Origin of the sequence: Pseudidiomarina aquimaris, assembly GCF_003987395.1 — a bacterium.
Lineage (GTDB): Bacteria > Pseudomonadota > Gammaproteobacteria > Enterobacterales > Alteromonadaceae > Pseudidiomarina > Pseudidiomarina aquimaris.
In genome coordinates, this window is record NZ_PIPT01000011.1 from 22,509 (window position 1) to 37,816 (window position 15,308).

General features: G+C 50.6%; 14 protein-coding genes. 9 read left to right on the plus strand and 5 right to left on the minus strand.

The features are described 5' to 3' along the window. The first annotated feature begins 16 nt into the window (after window positions 1–16). From CWE21_RS12550 to CWE21_RS12560, 3 genes are read left to right on the plus strand one after another with little or no spacing between them, the layout of a single operon-like run. The gene (locus CWE21_RS12550) at window positions 17–3,019 is read left to right on the plus strand and encodes a protein kinase domain-containing protein (protein WP_126834787.1); all 3,003 of its coding nucleotides are present in this window, start codon (window positions 17–19) and stop codon (window positions 3,017–3,019) included. Continuing rightward, a complete protein-coding gene (locus CWE21_RS12555) occupies window positions 2,973–3,725 on the plus strand; it encodes a sensor histidine kinase (RefSeq protein ID WP_126834788.1) in 753 nt (250 codons plus the stop codon). Before CWE21_RS12550 ends, CWE21_RS12555 begins: the two co-directional genes overlap by 47 nt. After that, window positions 3,722–4,339 (plus strand): response regulator, encoded by a 618-nt coding sequence (locus CWE21_RS12560; protein ID WP_241970302.1) that lies wholly within the window; start codon window positions 3,722–3,724, stop codon window positions 4,337–4,339. The genes CWE21_RS12555 and CWE21_RS12560 overlap by 4 nt, the downstream gene beginning before the upstream one ends. Here the strand turns inward: CWE21_RS12560 and CWE21_RS12565 are convergent. From CWE21_RS12565 to CWE21_RS12580, 4 genes are all read right to left on the minus strand, one after another. Continuing rightward, window positions 4,336–5,562, minus strand: a complete 1,227-nt coding sequence (locus CWE21_RS12565) for a Zn-dependent hydrolase (protein ID WP_126834789.1) — start codon at window positions 5,560–5,562, stop codon at window positions 4,336–4,338. The genes CWE21_RS12560 and CWE21_RS12565 overlap by 4 nt on opposite strands. 57 nt (window positions 5,563–5,619) lie before the next feature. Beyond that, window positions 5,620–6,147 carry a GNAT family N-acetyltransferase gene (locus tag CWE21_RS12570; RefSeq protein WP_126834790.1) on the minus strand — a complete coding sequence of 176 codons (528 nt, stop codon included), beginning with the start codon at window positions 6,145–6,147 and terminating at the stop codon, window positions 5,620–5,622. A gap of 225 nt (window positions 6,148–6,372) precedes the next feature. Further along, a complete protein-coding gene (locus CWE21_RS12575; protein ID WP_126834791.1) occupies window positions 6,373–6,900 on the minus strand; it encodes a carboxymuconolactone decarboxylase family protein in 528 nt (175 codons plus the stop codon). Window positions 6,901–6,976: 76 nt separating this feature from the next. Further along, window positions 6,977–7,522 carry a peroxiredoxin gene (locus tag CWE21_RS12580; RefSeq protein WP_126834792.1) on the minus strand — a complete coding sequence of 182 codons (546 nt, stop codon included), beginning with the start codon at window positions 7,520–7,522 and terminating at the stop codon, window positions 6,977–6,979. A 185-nt stretch (window positions 7,523–7,707) separates the two neighbouring features. Here CWE21_RS12580 and CWE21_RS12585 point away from each other — a divergent pair, with 185 nt between their 5' ends. From CWE21_RS12585 to CWE21_RS12600, 4 genes are all read left to right on the plus strand, one after another. After that, complete coding sequence (locus tag CWE21_RS12585) at window positions 7,708–8,622, plus strand: hydrogen peroxide-inducible genes activator (protein WP_126834793.1); 915 nt, start codon at window positions 7,708–7,710, stop codon at window positions 8,620–8,622. An 87-nt stretch (window positions 8,623–8,709) separates the two neighbouring features. After that, window positions 8,710–9,858 (plus strand): PQQ-dependent sugar dehydrogenase, encoded by a 1,149-nt coding sequence (locus CWE21_RS12590; protein WP_241970303.1) that lies wholly within the window; start codon window positions 8,710–8,712, stop codon window positions 9,856–9,858. A gap of 3 nt (window positions 9,859–9,861) precedes the next feature. Continuing rightward, the gene (locus CWE21_RS12595; protein WP_126834794.1) at window positions 9,862–11,892 is read left to right on the plus strand and encodes a TonB-dependent receptor family protein; all 2,031 of its coding nucleotides are present in this window, start codon (window positions 9,862–9,864) and stop codon (window positions 11,890–11,892) included. Window positions 11,893–12,015: 123 nt separating this feature from the next. Beyond that, window positions 12,016–12,396 carry a DUF4168 domain-containing protein gene (locus CWE21_RS12600; protein WP_126834795.1) on the plus strand — a complete coding sequence of 127 codons (381 nt, stop codon included), beginning with the start codon at window positions 12,016–12,018 and terminating at the stop codon, window positions 12,394–12,396. A 75-nt stretch (window positions 12,397–12,471) separates the two neighbouring features. Here the strand turns inward: CWE21_RS12600 and CWE21_RS12605 are convergent, their stop codons facing one another. Continuing rightward, window positions 12,472–13,152, minus strand: a complete 681-nt coding sequence (locus CWE21_RS12605) for a type 1 glutamine amidotransferase domain-containing protein (protein WP_126834796.1) — start codon at window positions 13,150–13,152, stop codon at window positions 12,472–12,474. Window positions 13,153–13,231: 79 nt separating this feature from the next. Between CWE21_RS12605 and CWE21_RS12610 the strand changes: the two genes are divergently transcribed. Both CWE21_RS12610 and CWE21_RS12615 read left to right on the plus strand, forming a co-directional pair. After that, window positions 13,232–13,729 (plus strand): PH domain-containing protein, encoded by a 498-nt coding sequence (locus tag CWE21_RS12610; protein ID WP_157982775.1) that lies wholly within the window; start codon window positions 13,232–13,234, stop codon window positions 13,727–13,729. Continuing rightward, window positions 13,722–15,233, plus strand: a complete 1,512-nt coding sequence (locus tag CWE21_RS12615) for a PH domain-containing protein (RefSeq protein WP_198675130.1) — start codon at window positions 13,722–13,724, stop codon at window positions 15,231–15,233. The genes CWE21_RS12610 and CWE21_RS12615 overlap by 8 nt, the downstream gene beginning before the upstream one ends. Window positions 15,234–15,308: the final 75 nt, after the last annotated feature.

Consider the following 15,308-nt stretch of genomic DNA (forward strand, 5'->3'; position numbering starts at 1 on the left):
TAACCAGTGACTTTTGATGACTGAAGTAAACGATTCATCGACACAGCCTTGGCAGGCAGAGCAAACGCGCCGCAGCGATTTTCAGATCTTAGCTGCAGGCACCATGCTTGCCGACCGTTTTCGCATTGTCCGCTTATTAGGACACGGAGGGCAAGCGCGCGTTTACGAGGTTTATGACACAGTTCTCGCCGAATCATGCGCGCTTAAACTGTTAGTCGCTAATGAACATCTATCAAATGATGCCATCGAGCGCCTGCGCAATGAAGTCCTTTTGACCCGCCAAATTAATCACCCTAACGTCGTTCGTGTACACGAGTTTTACGTTACAGACGAGTACGTGTTTTTTACGATGTCATTGATCGAGGGTACACCGCTCGCCGAGGTTGTAGATAACAAAGTTAGCGCGGAACAGTCTATTCGCTGGTTTCAACAACTCGTTAGCGCTCTGCAAGCATGCCATCAAGTAGGTATCATCCATGGTGATATAAAGCCGGCAAATTGCATTATTAATGAAACTGGCGACTTAATCATCGTCGATTTCGGCATCGGCTCGCAAGGTGGCAATTCGCCAACGACACATTTTAGCGCAGGCTACACTGCGCCTGAGCTTGCACGTTCTCACCGCGCAACCCATGCCAGCGACCGCTATGCCTTAGGTAAACTCTTGGGCTTACTACTTGAAAGCACTGAAGCCAAGTCGTGGAGTGCCGTTGCCATCAAAGAAGGCAAATTAAAGCAGCTGGCGCAAAACTTACAGGCTGACGAGCCCGAGCAACGGCCTTCACTAGCTTATTGTGTTGCAACCTTCACGACAACGTCCAAAAAGCACCTATTACCGTTGAGTCTTATTGCTGTGCTGGTGGTCACCCTTGTGGTGATATGGTTTACCTGGCCAACACCAACAGAGCAAAACCAATCCTTCGAACAGGTTCAGACCTTAGCTATTAGCAGTGACGTCGACACCGTCGCCATTGCACAGCTGACCCATCTACTCTTGCAAGCAGAGCCCAAGCTTTACTCGGTGGAGCCGCGTTCGGTGAATCAATTAACCCAACAACTCGGTATTCGAGTTTTGGACTCCAGTCGAGATCGAGCTCGCATCGCCGAGCTCACCGATGCCCAATTTATTCTCGTTCTAGACCAACAAGTCCTTGCTGATCAACCTCATTTGCTGGTGTTACTTCTGCGTTTTCCAGGTGACGAAGTCCTCGTTAACGAATCTATTCCACTTACCTCCGGTAGCGCAGCGCAACTGGCGCAGCAGGTAGCCGAACAAGTAGGAACACAGTTGATAAGGGGGCGTACCACAGCAGATCTCCGACTGAATGACACGGTAGCGGACTTCCTCGCGCAACTACAAGGTGCGCGACAACAGCTTGATGTACAAACAGAGCAAGCGCTGTTGAGAGAAATGATTGATGCACCGAAAGTGGGCGAGTTTTGGCGGCAACAGGCCCGCGCTCAGCTGGCAATGTTAGACGAAAATTACAGTTTGGCTGCGCAAGTCCTGGATCGGCTCATTATCGATTACCCGCAGCGGGCGGATGTCCTCGAACAAAGAGCCCAGGCAGCTGTCGCACTCGGTGATTTAAAGCAAGCAAGAGACTTTTATCAGCAAGCGCTGAGTCTTGATGCAATGCAGCCAATGTGGTGGTTTGAGTTGGCTAAGTTGAAGATTATCCAAGGCGAAATGAAAGAGGCTATTGCGCAGGAGCTAACCCAAGCATTAATTGGCTTCAGACAACAAGAAAATAGTGAAGGCCAGGGGCTGGTGCTCAATGCCTTCGGTGTCGCCTATTTGCGTATGGCGGAAATTGAACAAGCTCGCGAATATTTTGAGATGGCGTTGCCTTTTCGAACCGCAGAATCGCAACCGGTAGAGCGTATTACCACCTTGAGCAACATCGCTACGACTGCAGCAATTTTGGGTGATTACGCAGCCGCCGAGCAAGCGTTGCGTGAGGCTCGCGACTTGGGGCTCGAAACAGGTGATGACCTAGCTGTCGCCCATATCGAGAATGAACGTGGTCTGTTGTTCGAGGAACAAGGGCTCTATCAGCAAGCATTGAAGCACTATAAACGTGCACTCGACCTACGTCTGCGAGCTGGCGATGACTACGCTCGTAGCCAAAGCATAAATAACGTGGCATTTATCAACTTTCTCTTAGGTGACTTCAGCCTTGCCGAAGTTTATTGGCGACAAGCTCTCGAAATTGCGCGTTCTATTGACGAAACGGCAACTCTTCATAGTATCCAGATCAGCCTCGCTCAATTGCTCATCATGCAGGGTCAGTACAAGCAAGCTGAACGTTTACTGGCGGAACTAATAAATACTGCTGATAAAAGTCGTGACGCCGAGTCCAACACGCAGCTCCAGGTGAGTCGATTAAACTTTGCGCAAGGCCGCATGGCAGCCGCAGCTGTTGCAGCTGAGGCATCAGTCAACTTGGCACAACAAATAAATGACCCAAGAGGCCTTACCGAAAGCTTATTATGGAAAGCCGAGCTCGAATTGCACCTTGGACAACAGCCGCAGTTAAGTGAAACGTTGCTCGCTTTGTCGCAATTACAAGAAAACTTTAATCATGAACAGCAACTCGCCTTTGACTGGCTCCAGCTCACAAGCGGCAAGCTCGAGAGCACTGCTACAGTTTTTGCTGAGCGAGTCCTGAACTCTACGCTCTCACGCCTGTTAGAAGTGAAGCTTCTTTCTGAGCTTGTCTATTCATTCGATTTTTCAGATGAACACGAAATCTGGCGTCGCCTCGATGTTATTTTAAATGAAACGCTATACGAATCGTATATGCTCACGCTGGCGGCACGTGGCGACAGCAACTCACAGCAAGTTTTGCTCAATAAGATAAGAAGTTTTCCGGACTATTGGCGCAATTTTGAGCTACTTCGAGTAATATCTATTACTTCTACGGAAGCTTTGGCGCAGGACGCACTCAAACAATTATTAGAAAATATGAATGACAGCCAACGACAAGCTTACAAAGAAGCCATTAACGTCCAATGAATTGCTTGCTGCGATAGATGATCTGCGGCAACAGCAAGGTTTGCTACAGCGGCGCCTTGATGCGGAACAAGAACAACTGCAACAGCTAGCTAAACGCTTATGGTTGCAGCAAGAGCACGAGCGTGCGCGCTTGGCGAGAGATCTCCATGATGACCTCGGGCAACAATTGACAGGCATCGCTACTCAGTTAGCGCAATTCACCGATGATGAACGCCTGAGCGCAATCTACCAACACGTAAAGACCGCGATTGAAAGTACACGTACACTATCGCGTTTATTACACCCCACTTTGGTCCAAGACTTGGGATTAAAGGCCGGCATTCAGTGGCTCGGGCGACAGCTTCTGGCGCCCGCTGGTGTCAGCTTAAAGCTCGATTTTACTCTCAATGGAGAGTTAGAGAGCGACGTCGAATTGTTCTTCTTTCGTATTTTGCAAGCAGCCATGGTGAACACCGTGAGGTACGCAAAAGCATCCCAATTTGACGTTTTTTTGAGTCAATCAGAAGGCGGCTTATTTCTACTCTTACGTGATGATGGGCAAGGCTTTGACAGTAAAACAACGACGTATGGTGTTGGCTTACAAAGTATTCATGATCGAACCCAGGCCTTCGATGCCATGTTTAAATTAATCACGGCACCTGGTAAAGGTTGTGAGATGCAGATTCATTTGCCCTATCAAAAATCAGGCACAGAGGTGGCTCGGTGATTCGCTTAATCCTCGCTGATGATCATGTCATGGTGCGACAAGCCATTGCGACAACACTAGCAGCGACTGGGAAGTTCGATATTCTCGCCGAGTGTGATGATGGCGTGGCGCTGGTAAATGCAGTATTGCGCCAGGAGGCCGACGTCATACTTATGGATATCTCCATGCCCAAAATGAATGGTTTTGTGGCCTTAGAGAAAATCCTTCATCATCGTCCGCACAGCAAAGTTATTGCCTTAAGTATGCACAATGAACCAGAGTACATCGATGCGATTCATCATGCTGGGGCAGTTGGTTATGTATTCAAAGATGCGCCAACGGAAACCCTGCTCAAAGCTGTCGATGCTGTACTCAGGGGTAAAACTTTTTTTCCCGCAACCGAACACCCCGAAGGTTCCGAACTCGTGCACCCGCTAGCAAATTTGACTCGGCGCGAACGCGAAGTCTTTTTTCTTGTCGTGGCCGGAAGATCAAATAAGGAAATCGCTCAACTGCTAACAATGTCAGCGAAGACCGCCGAAAATCACCGCGGTAAACTCTTCAAAAAGTTAAACGTGAAGACGACGGTCGAACTGATTCATTTTGCTGCCAAACATGGCTTGCTTGAGTCTTAAGTCAGGTTCGCCATTACCGAATGCAGTAGTACATTAGTGCCCGCCTCAATATCATGCCAATGCGACCATTCATCGGGTGCATGGCTGACACCACCCACAGACGGAATAAAGATTAATCCCGCGTCGGTTATTTCGGAAAGAAACTGCGTGTCGTGGCCGGCTCCGCTTGGCATCCGCTGATAACTATAACCAAGCGCTTTGACTTGTTCTTCAATCACCTTGGTGAGTTTCTTCGAACAGGGTTTCGGCGCCAGCCAACTGGCCTGCTCGTACTCGAACATCAAGCGATGCTTGCGAGCGATAGCTGACAGAGCTTTGCGACAGGCATTCGCAACCTCTTTCATAACGTCCTCGTCCATATCCCGACCGACAATGGTGAAAATCGCTTCACCTGGCACGGTATGAGGATTTCCGGGTTTAAGCTCAACTTTACCTACTGTGATGCGCGTTTTATCGGTGCCATTCTCGGCAATGATGCGCTCAATCTCATGGGCGAAGTCGGCGAGCCCCATGAAGGCATCGCTGCGCATGTCCATGGGTGCGGTTCCAGCATGGTCGGCTTTACCCTTCAAATGCACAATCCATTTGAAAACGCCGGATATTCCTTCGACCACACCAATTTGTAAGTTTTCTTGGAATAATACCGGGCCTTGTTCAATGTGCAGTTCAAGATACGCCTTAAGTTGCTCCGGTCGCCATGCGGCATCAAGCGCATCCATTGCGTTCAGCCCCTGAGCTGCCATTGCGTCTTTTAAGTAAACGCCGTCGGCATCATGCGCCGACATCAGCCAATCAGGATTAAGCTTGCCTGAGATCGCTTGCGCGCCAAGCATACCGCCGAATCGCCCTTCTTCTTCAGCGGTGGCTACACCCCAAACCGGTGTTTCGGTGACCACTTGATTTTCATCCAGGGTTTGCATCACTTCTAAAGCTGCTAAAACGCCGAGCGAGCCATCGAAAATACCGCCCGCTGGCACCGAGTCGATATGTGAGCCCATCAGCACGGCAGGTTTAGTTAATTCTCCGCGACCAAAGAACACGTTACCCGCACCATCCATGTAGGTGTCATAGCCCGCATCTTTCGCTTTTTCCTGCAACCATTTACGGCTTTCCATATCGGCATCACTGTAGCCGGGCCGGTAGATGCCGCGGTCGTCTTCGTTGTAGCCAATTTTAGAGAGTTCGATGAGGTTAGCTTTCAGGCGTTCGCAGTTAACTTGCATGGGACTCCTTGTAACTGGATGTTTGATGTTCGCTGTTCGTTATTCGATAAGGAAAGCTTAGTTACTGAGGGTAGATTGGGCAAGGTGGATGCGGAAGCGTTGGATGGTCGAGGAGTGACGGTTATCGGCGATTTCGGAGTGGAGTTTGCCGCCGTTGGCGATGATCATGGCCGCTGATGCTGGATTGGTTTTCTCGCAGTGAATATGAACCTCGTGGATGCCTCTTTGCTGAGCTTGCTCGAGAGTCAATTTTAGCAAGAGCGTGCCGAGGCCTTGCCCGCGGTATGAAGGGCGAATGCCAAGACCGATATGTCCACCAGCATGCTCGATTTGTGGCGTGAGGTAATGACGCAGGTTGCTGACGCCAATGAGTTCATCTTGGTCAATTAGCCAATAAGTCGTGCTTGCGGCATAGCCTTCAGGCAAGTTCTGTCCCTGACGGAATGCCTCGATACGCGCCAGCATCGCATTGAAGTCGTGGTGATCAAAATCCAACGGAAACGGATAGCGTTCTTCGTCACCTAGTTCCGTGATGTAGGCGCAATAGCTGGCTTCGTACTTCGCTGACGGTAGTATTAATTTCATGGTATGGATGAACATGGACGAAAGGGAGAGTTTAACCCGTAGTACAACTACGGGCTACTCGTGTTTGGTTTTTATCAAACAGCGAACAGCAAATAGCAAACAACGAAGCAAAAAAAAGCCCGGCGCGAAGGCCGGGCGAAAGGGTTATAACAACCAGATCTCAGGGAAGTCGATGGGTAATCTAACCTACGACTATGACAAACATGTGACGTTTGCCGAATATTTTTAAGCGATTCGGCGCGCTGTTGCTGCAGCATTCATTACTGCTGCCATTTTGATCGAGTTTTGAATCACTTGCGCAGAGATGTCGTGCTTCAACAAGACACCCACGTGTGAATCAATACACATACCACAGCCGTTTAGTGCAGAAACGGCGAGTGAGTACAACTCGAAATCTGCTTTATCAACACCAGGGTTCGCCATACCATTCATGCGCAGGCCTGCTGGCATTTTGCTGAACTGCTTATCGCTGCTCAGGTGCAAAAAGCGATAATAAACGTTGTTCATCGCCATCAACGTGGCTGCAAGTTTTGCAGCGCCAACAACGTTGTCTTCAATTTTGCCTTCAGCTTCGGCTTCTACTGCGGCCGTCAAATCGGTGTCACCGATAGAGTACGCCAACGAAAGGGCGGTGCCATAAAATTGGGTCGGGGTCATGCCAGAGGTATCGACATTGCCGAAGATGCTCGACAAGTTCAATTTGGTGTCTTTACCGTGGTCGCCCAAGCCTTGTTTGTAATCTGCAATGCTCATAAATTCCTCCGTAAAAAAAGTGCCGCCGAAGCGGCACTCAAAGGGACATCATCAAATGTGGGGGTAATGATGTCGCTTACAGGGTGTCGCCACCAACTGCGCGGTTACATGGGCACAGTTCGTCAGTCTGCAAACCGTCCAAGATGCGTAGGATTTCCGCTGGGTTACGACCGACGTTCAAGTTGTTCACTGAAACGTGCTGGATTACACCATGCGGGTCGACTACGAAGGTAGCGCGCAGTGCTACGTTCTCTTCTTTGTCACGTACGCCGAGACCATCTACGAGTGAACCGTTGTCAGCGAATGAGTACTGGTTCAAGCTCTTAAGGTCTGGGTGCTCACGACGCCATGCCAGTTTCACGAATTCGTTGTCGGTGCTACCGCCCATCACAACTGCGTCACGGTCAGCAAACTCTTCGTTCAATTTTGCAAACTCAACGATTTCGGTTGGGCATACGAAAGTGAAATCTTTTGGATAGAAGAAAATGATTTTCCACTTGCCTGAGAAGCTTTCGTTAGTGATGGTTTCGAATGCGCTCTCGCCATTTTCTTCTGGCATGTTGAAGCCTGGTTTTGCAGCTACAACTGAAAATTCTGGTAATTTATCGCCTACGGTCAACATATAGGTGTGCTCCTTGTTTAAGCATTAAAAAGAATAAATCGGGTGGCGTTTCGTGTTACGCCATCTCGGTACGGGGAGAATGATAGGGGTTGGAGTGGATTTGTTAAAACGAATAAAACGGATTATAGTAATCGGAAAATATGATTGAACCTTTCAATTAGGTTTTCACCATCGTGGGGGAGTCGATGAGTAAGTTACCGAGCCTTAAAAACCTGAGCTACCTCTTGGCGCTACACCAGCACCAGAACTTTAATCGGGCAGCACAAGCTTGCCATGTCAGTCAGTCAACTTTGAGCAGCGGCATACAGAACCTCGAAGAGCAGCTTGGCTGTCAGTTAATCGAACGCGACCATAAGTCTTTTCTGTTTACCGGAATGGGCGAGGAAGTCGTACAACAAGCACGTAAGATTATTACCGAAACCGAAGAACTCCTGCACTTTGCCCAAAGCCAAGGCAAGACGATGGAAGGCCCGCTGCGCCTTGGCTGTATTCCAACTATTGCTCCGTTTTTATTGGGCGACTTGAGTAAGTTCGTGCATCAGCATCATCCGCAGTTGCACCTCAACATTCGCGAAGACACAACTGCCAATCTGTTGCAGCTGTTACGCAATGGTGAGCTTGATGTGCTGATCTTGGCGTTACCAATGGACATTCAAGGCAATCAAAGCTATTTGCTCGGCCGGGATCCCTTTAAATTAGTCATGCACAAGTCACTTGCCGACAACCTTAAAGAGCCGGTGGCTTATGACCTACTACCTGATGAATCGATTTTCTTGCTCGAGAAAGAGCACTGCCTGACCGGCCATGCGGTGGCGGCATGCGAACTCGCGGATTCGAGTAAAATCAATCCGTTTACCGCCACCAGCCTCCACAGCTTGGTGCAGATGGCCGACGCGGGCTTGGGCGCGACCTTTATTCCGCAAATGGCCATCGATAGAGGCATCTTAAATGGTACGGACTTGGTCGCCCTACAACCAAAGGGACAGCAAGCGGCACGTGACATTGGCTTGATTTACCGCTCTACAACGAATCGTCGCCAAACGTTCCGGAAACTGGCAGAGATCATTGCCGACCTGTTACCTGAACGCACTTTACAGTGATTCGGTCGCAACACGTCGGAAAAAAGCAATCCAAATCACAACTTTGGCTATAGTAATGAATACGCTACAGAACCTAAGGAGCACATAATGTTGCACAACATGTTCAAACCAGCCGCACTGGCACTTGCTACTGCGAGCCTCGTATTCGCCGGCAACGCCATTGCAGAAACTGCACAAACCGAACGCCATAACGTTGAGGCCACCACAATTGCTGAGGGCTTGAGCTTCCCATGGGGGATTGCCTTTTTACCCAATGGTGATGCCCTGATTACTGAGAAGTCTGGCACCTTGCGCCGCGTTGGAATGAATGGCGTGATCGGCGAAGCGATCACGAATGTTCCTGATGTCGTTTATAAAAGCCAGGGCGGCTTGCTCGACGTTGCTATCGATCCAAATTTTGCTGACAACAACTGGGTTTACTTGAGTTATTCCGAAGCCGACCCTGCTGGCGGCGAAGGCAATAGCACGGCAGTTGCGCGTGGCAAACTTATTGGCAATAACTTGCAAGAAGTTGAAGTGATCTTCCGCGGAGCACCGAAATATAAAAGTGGCGCCCACTTTGGCTCACGTCTTGTATTCTCACCTGAGGGCTATTTGTTCGTTACCCTAGGCGACCGTTATTCAGCGATGGATGACGCGCAAACACTGGATAACCATCACGGCAAAGTAGTGCGAATTTGGCCTGATGGCTCAGTACCCGAAGATAACCCGTTTGCCGGTAAAGAAGATGCGTTGCCAGAAATTTGGTCGTACGGTCACCGTAATGTGCAAGGCGCTGCGATTCACCCAGACAGCGGTGCTCTGTGGACGGTAGAACACGGTCCTAAAGGTGGTGATGAAATCAATATTCCGAAGGCTGGCGCCAATTATGGTTGGCCAATAGCAACCTACGGTGTCGACTACGATAACAGCATCATTAGTGAAAAAACCCATGTCGAGGGCACCGTGCAACCGCATTATTACTGGGTGCCGTCCATCGCAACTTCTAACATGATTTTCTACACCGGCGATGAGTTCCCCGCATGGCAAGGTGATGTGCTCGTCGCTGCGCTCAAGACTATGAAAGTGGCGCGCCTTGATCTCGAGGGCGACCGTGTAATGCATGAAGAAGACTTGTTTGTAGACTTGGTCAACCAACGCATCCGCGATATTGAACAAGGTCCTGACGGCGCGATTTACCTCGTCACCGACGATCGCAACGGTAAACTGATCCGCATTAGTAACGCTGACGAGTAATTTATGCTGAAACCATCGAAGTTAGCGCTGGCTGTCGCCAGCGCTAGTATGGCTTTTATTCCCGTAAGCTTTGCCCAAACAACAGCTGATGAGCCTATTGAACGGATTGAAATTACCGCGAAACAACGTTCGACCACGCAAACAACGCCTGCTGCGGTGACTAACCTCGCCACCGAAGCGCAACTCCCCGGGCTACGCATTGACGCCGCTGAGCTGCTCGGTGGAATTGCGGGTGTACAAAGCGACTCCCGTGCCAACTATGCCCAAGACACACGTATTACCTTGCGTGGCTTTGGTGCGCGTTCAGCCTTTGGCGTCCGCGGCGTGCTCTTACAGCTCGACGGTGTGCCATTGAGTATGCCCGATGGGCAAGCCCAAACCTCAAGTATTTTGTTAGATGAGCCCGACAATGTGCAGGTGATTCGCGGTCCCTTGGCAGCGCTGTACGGCAATGCCGCTGGGGGCGTGATTGATTGGCGCAGTGCCGCGCCGCGGGCTACCGCAACACAAGTTAATCTGATGGCTGGCGCCAACAGCACCCAACGCGTGTTTGCTCAGCATGACTGGGTTGACGGCGACCGCGCCTTGCGCGTTGCAGCCGCCACGTTTAATACCGATGGCCCGCGTCCGCACAACAGTGCCGAGCGCCACCAAGTAGCGCTGCGCTGGTACCAACAGCTGAATGCTAGCACCCGCATGGTCTTGAGACTCGACAATAACAATGCGCCGTTGCTGCAAGACCCAAGTTCATTGACGCCTGAAGCATGGCGCAACGACCCAACCCAAACCGTTGAGCGCGCTTTTACTTTTAACACCCGCAAATACATTCATCATCGACAAGCTTCGCTCAGTATCGAACACGACACTGCTGAGCGATCCGCTTCAGCGACATTATGGCGCGGCTGGCGTGATGTTGAGCAGTACCTGCCGTTTCCGGGCGGAGACCTCAGCGGCGATGGCGCGGTGATTGACTTACGCCGTGACTTTATCGGTATGAATGCGAGTTACCAATGGCGTCCGTTAGATCTTCCTGACTGGCAATTTAGCTCAGGTCTGCAAATCGCCGAGCAAAACGACCGCCGCTTTGGCTATGTCAATGACTTTGGTGAACGTGGCGAAGTTCGCCGCAATGATGATGGCGTGGTCCGCACAAAATCAGCTTATGTTCTAGCTGAGTGGCAGCTTGCCCCCGCTTGGCAGGCTCTAGGTGGTCTGCGTTACAACGCCACTGAGTTTGCCGTCGACGATTATTTCGTGATTCCTGAGAATCCTGATGACAGCGGTGCTGCGGAGACTGATGAAACCAGTTGGATGCTCGGCCTTAACTACCTGATAAGTGAATCTCTATCGTTTTATGTCAGTCGCGGCGCAGGCTTTGAAACCCCTACGTTGACCGAGTTGGCGTACCGTAATGACGGCACTGGGCTCAACACGGCTTTAGGTCCAGCCAATAATCTGCAATGGGAAGCAGGCCTGAAGTGGCAAACCTCGACCACCCAAGCACGCTTCACTTGGTTTGATATTCAAACGCGCAATGAAATCGTTGTCGACCAGAATAATGATGGCCGCACCACCTATATCAACGCCGAAAATACCTCCCGCGAAGGGGTTGAGTTCGAATTCCAAGCGCAACTTGCCGAGCAGTGGTCAACCCGCGCTAGCGCTACCTATTTGGATGCTACCTACAGCAATGGCGCGCGCTTGCCAGGCGTCGCTCGTCAGCAAGCCTATTGGCAATTGGCGTGGCAACCCAGTGATCGGCAGCGCCTACAGTTGGTCAGTGAGTACCGCGGTGAAGTTGCCGCAAACGACACCAACGATGTGTTCGCGCCCAGCCATACCTTATGGCACATGGCATATCAGCACAGCTGGCGCTTTGACAATATCGAGTTAGCGCCGTGGTTAAAGGTACATAACTTAGCTGACCGCGATTATGTTGGCTCAGTGGTGGTCAATCAGGGCAGTGGCCGTGCGTTTGAACCCGGTATTGGCCGCGAGTTACAACTCGGGGTGCAATTTAATTATCTTTGGTAGCTTAAAAAGTAAGCATCGTGTAAGCCCCTTGCGAGAGGGGCATTCACAATGTTAGGGTCCGCGGGGTAGGTAGCTAAGCTGGTAGAGCTTAGCTATAAAATTCGCCTCGATGAGGAGACCTTTATGAAAAAGCTACTGGTAATGACCACGATAAGTGCAACAATCGCCATCAGTGCTGCAACAGCAGCTCCGGTTATGCAACAAAAAGCAGCGCAGGGCGCAGCAATGCAACAACAACAGCAAGTTGAGATCACTGATGCATTGTTAGAGAAGTTTCTTGTCGCTATGAACGATGTGCAGCAGGTCAGCCAAAAATACGGTCAGCAATTTCAAAATGCTGAAGACCAGCAGAAAAAGCGCGAGATTCAGCAAAAAGCGCAAGAAGAAATGCTCGCTGCCGTCAATGACGCAGGTTTGTCACCAGACGAGTACAACGCTGTGATTCAGCGTGTGCAGCAAGATCCTGAATTGCAGAAACGTCTGCAGGAAATGACATCTGAATAAAACTTTCAGGTTTCGCCCAACACTTGCACAAAAAAGCCAGCCGCGAAGGGCTGGCTTTTATGCATCTAGAGAAGCTTAGCTCTGCAAGCGATTAATCAGTTCGCGTGCTACTGCTTCCGAGCTAGCTGGGTTCTGTCCAGTAATCAAGTTACCGTCGACAACCGCCAACGACGCCCAGTCTTCGGTTTTCTGGTAATTCGCGCCCAACTCTTTTAGCTTGTCTTCCAACAAGAAAGGCACGACTTCGGTCAGGCCGACACCAGCTTCTTCGCTATTGGTGAAACCACTAACTTTCTTACCTTTGACCAAGGTTTCGCCTTGTTGGTCTTTAGCATTCACTAAAACCGCTGGGGCGTGACACACAGCAGCGACGGGTTTGCCCTGGCGCCAAAACTTCTCGATTAGCTGCAGTGACACTTCGTTGTTCACCAAGTCCCATAACGGACCGTGCCCGCCTGGATAGAAAATCGCATCATAGTCATCAGCATCGACTTCGTTTAACTTCAACGTTGTCGCTAATTGTTCCAGGGCCGCTTCGTCTTCAAACAGCCGCACTGTTGCCGGCGTTTGGGCATCCTCTTGCTGGCTGTTCGGATCGATCGGTGGCTGACCTCCCAACGGAGACGCTAAAGCGATCTCTGCGCCGGCGTCCTTAAATAAATAATAAGGGGCCGCAAACTCCTCTGCCCAGAAGCCGGTTTTGTGCCCGCTATCACCAAGTTTGTCGTGCGAGGTCAGGACCATCAAAATTTTCATGGGCTTACTCCTGTATTTTTGCGAGTGTATCTTGTTAAATGGGGTTTCTTCTTACGATTTCAAGCAAGGAACTGATCACATGAGCATTGCCTGGGTAGCCCCTGAACCGAGTTACCGCTCTTACTTACAAGTACGTTCGTTGTTGTCGATGCTTATTTTAGCTGGCATGGTTGCTGGTGCCTATTTTACCGGGATCTATCCGCAAGAGGCCTTTCCGCTCTGGTGGGCAGGGGTGATTTGGGCCTTGCTGACGTTATTCTTTAGCTTGTTTTTTGCGTCACGACGTTTTTTATTTACCGCTTACGCGCGCAGTCCAGAGGGCATGCACTTAAAGCGTGGCGCCTTGTTTCGTAAAATTCGCGCCGTGCCGCTCAACCGCATTCAGCACGTTGAGTTCAAACAGTCTTTCCTAGAGCGTCTTTTTGGCATCGCACGGCTCGCCATGTACACCGCCGGCAGTGGCGGCGCCGACCTGACCATTCCGGGACTCGAGCCCGAGCTTGCGCTGCAACTTAAAACCGAATTATTAACCACCATCGCGAATGAACCCGAGCTGGATGATAATGCCAATGAGTGAGCTTACTTGGCAACGCACGCCACTGATCACCATCGCGTTCTTTTTATTTCGGCAACTGAAGCAATTTGTCACCAACATCTCGAATCTCATTCCGGTGCTGGCGGCAGTTTTCGTTGCTGGTAAAAATGCGGTTTGGCTGCCCTTCGCTTTGGCTGGGGGCTATCTTGTCTTTACAATTATTAACGCCGTGTTGCAGCAACGCTTTTTCCTTTATGCCATAGCCGAGGACGCGGTGCATATTCGCTCAGGTTTGTTTAACCGCCAGCACCTGACGCTCAAGTACGAGCGCATTCAACAAGCGGAGATTCATGAAGCTTGGTATTTCCGTCCCTTTAAGTTAACGATCTTGAGTGTTGATAGCGCCGGTTCCGCGGGCAAAGAAGTGATGATTCCAGGCTTAACGATGCCGTTAGCACAAGAGTTACGGCAACGCATGCTGGCTGTCCATGAAGGCGTGCCAGCGTCCTCGGCAACGCCGACCGACGCTGAACAACATCAGCCGACGACTTTTGAGCAACGCTTTCCCGTAAGTGAAATCGTTCGCGCCGGGATTATCGATAACAAGCTGTTCGTGCTACTGGCCGTGCTTATTTACCCCATGAGCCAACTGGATTTGCTTGAAGACTATGTGGTGCCGTGGGTGCAAGCAAACGTGTCCTGGTTAAGTGAAGGTAATGCGTGGCTGTTGGTCAGCGGCGCTGTTATTGCCGGTCTAGCATTGCTATTTTTACTCGCCATCGTGGTCAGTCTTATCACCTATCACGATTTGCATTTAACAATTCAAGGTGAGCGTTTTCAGGCGAAATCAGGCGCTTTGTCGATTCGGACCTTAAGTTTTCGTTACCCCAAATTGCAGGCTGTTTATGTACGTCGTAACTTGCGTGCTCGCCTCCTGCAACGCAGCGTTGTCCGCGTGAGCCAATTACAACCGCGGCAAGCGCAAGCGGGCGGGCAGAGCGGCCAGCAGTTTATTTTGCCGGTGGTCGATGCGCGTTTTTTCGCGCGCTTTCGCCAAGAACTGCGCTTACCGGACCAAGAGCTCGTCAATTGGCAGCGTCTTTCAAACCTTGCCTTGCTTGGTCCCAGCATGTGGTTGGCGGTACTCGCGCCTGTGGCGGCAGGGGTTCTGTTTTTCGCCGCCGAAAGTGGTGTCATTGGGCTGCTACTTAGCGCGCTTGGTTGGCTATTGCTGCAGATCCTAGTGGTTCTGCGGTGGCGCAACTACGGTTACAGTTTTGTCAGCAGCACCACGCAACCTGCCGAGCAATGGTTCGTGGTACGCCGTGGTGTTTTTAGCCGCAATGAAAACTGGTACCCGCGCCACAAGGTACAGCAAATCGATGTTGAACAAGGCCCTTGGCTGCGTTTACTCGGCTTCGCACACTTAGTTTTACATACCGCAGCTGGCTCCGAGTCGATTGAGTTTTTGCCTTATGCGGAGGCGGTAAAATTACAGCAGGAATGGACGCAGGAAATCGCCCAAAATCATCGCCGCTGGATGTAATTGACATAGTTTGTAACGCTTCACACTCGCCAAACGGCTCTTTTTTTGCCACTCTTGATGGCGGTGAATGTTTAG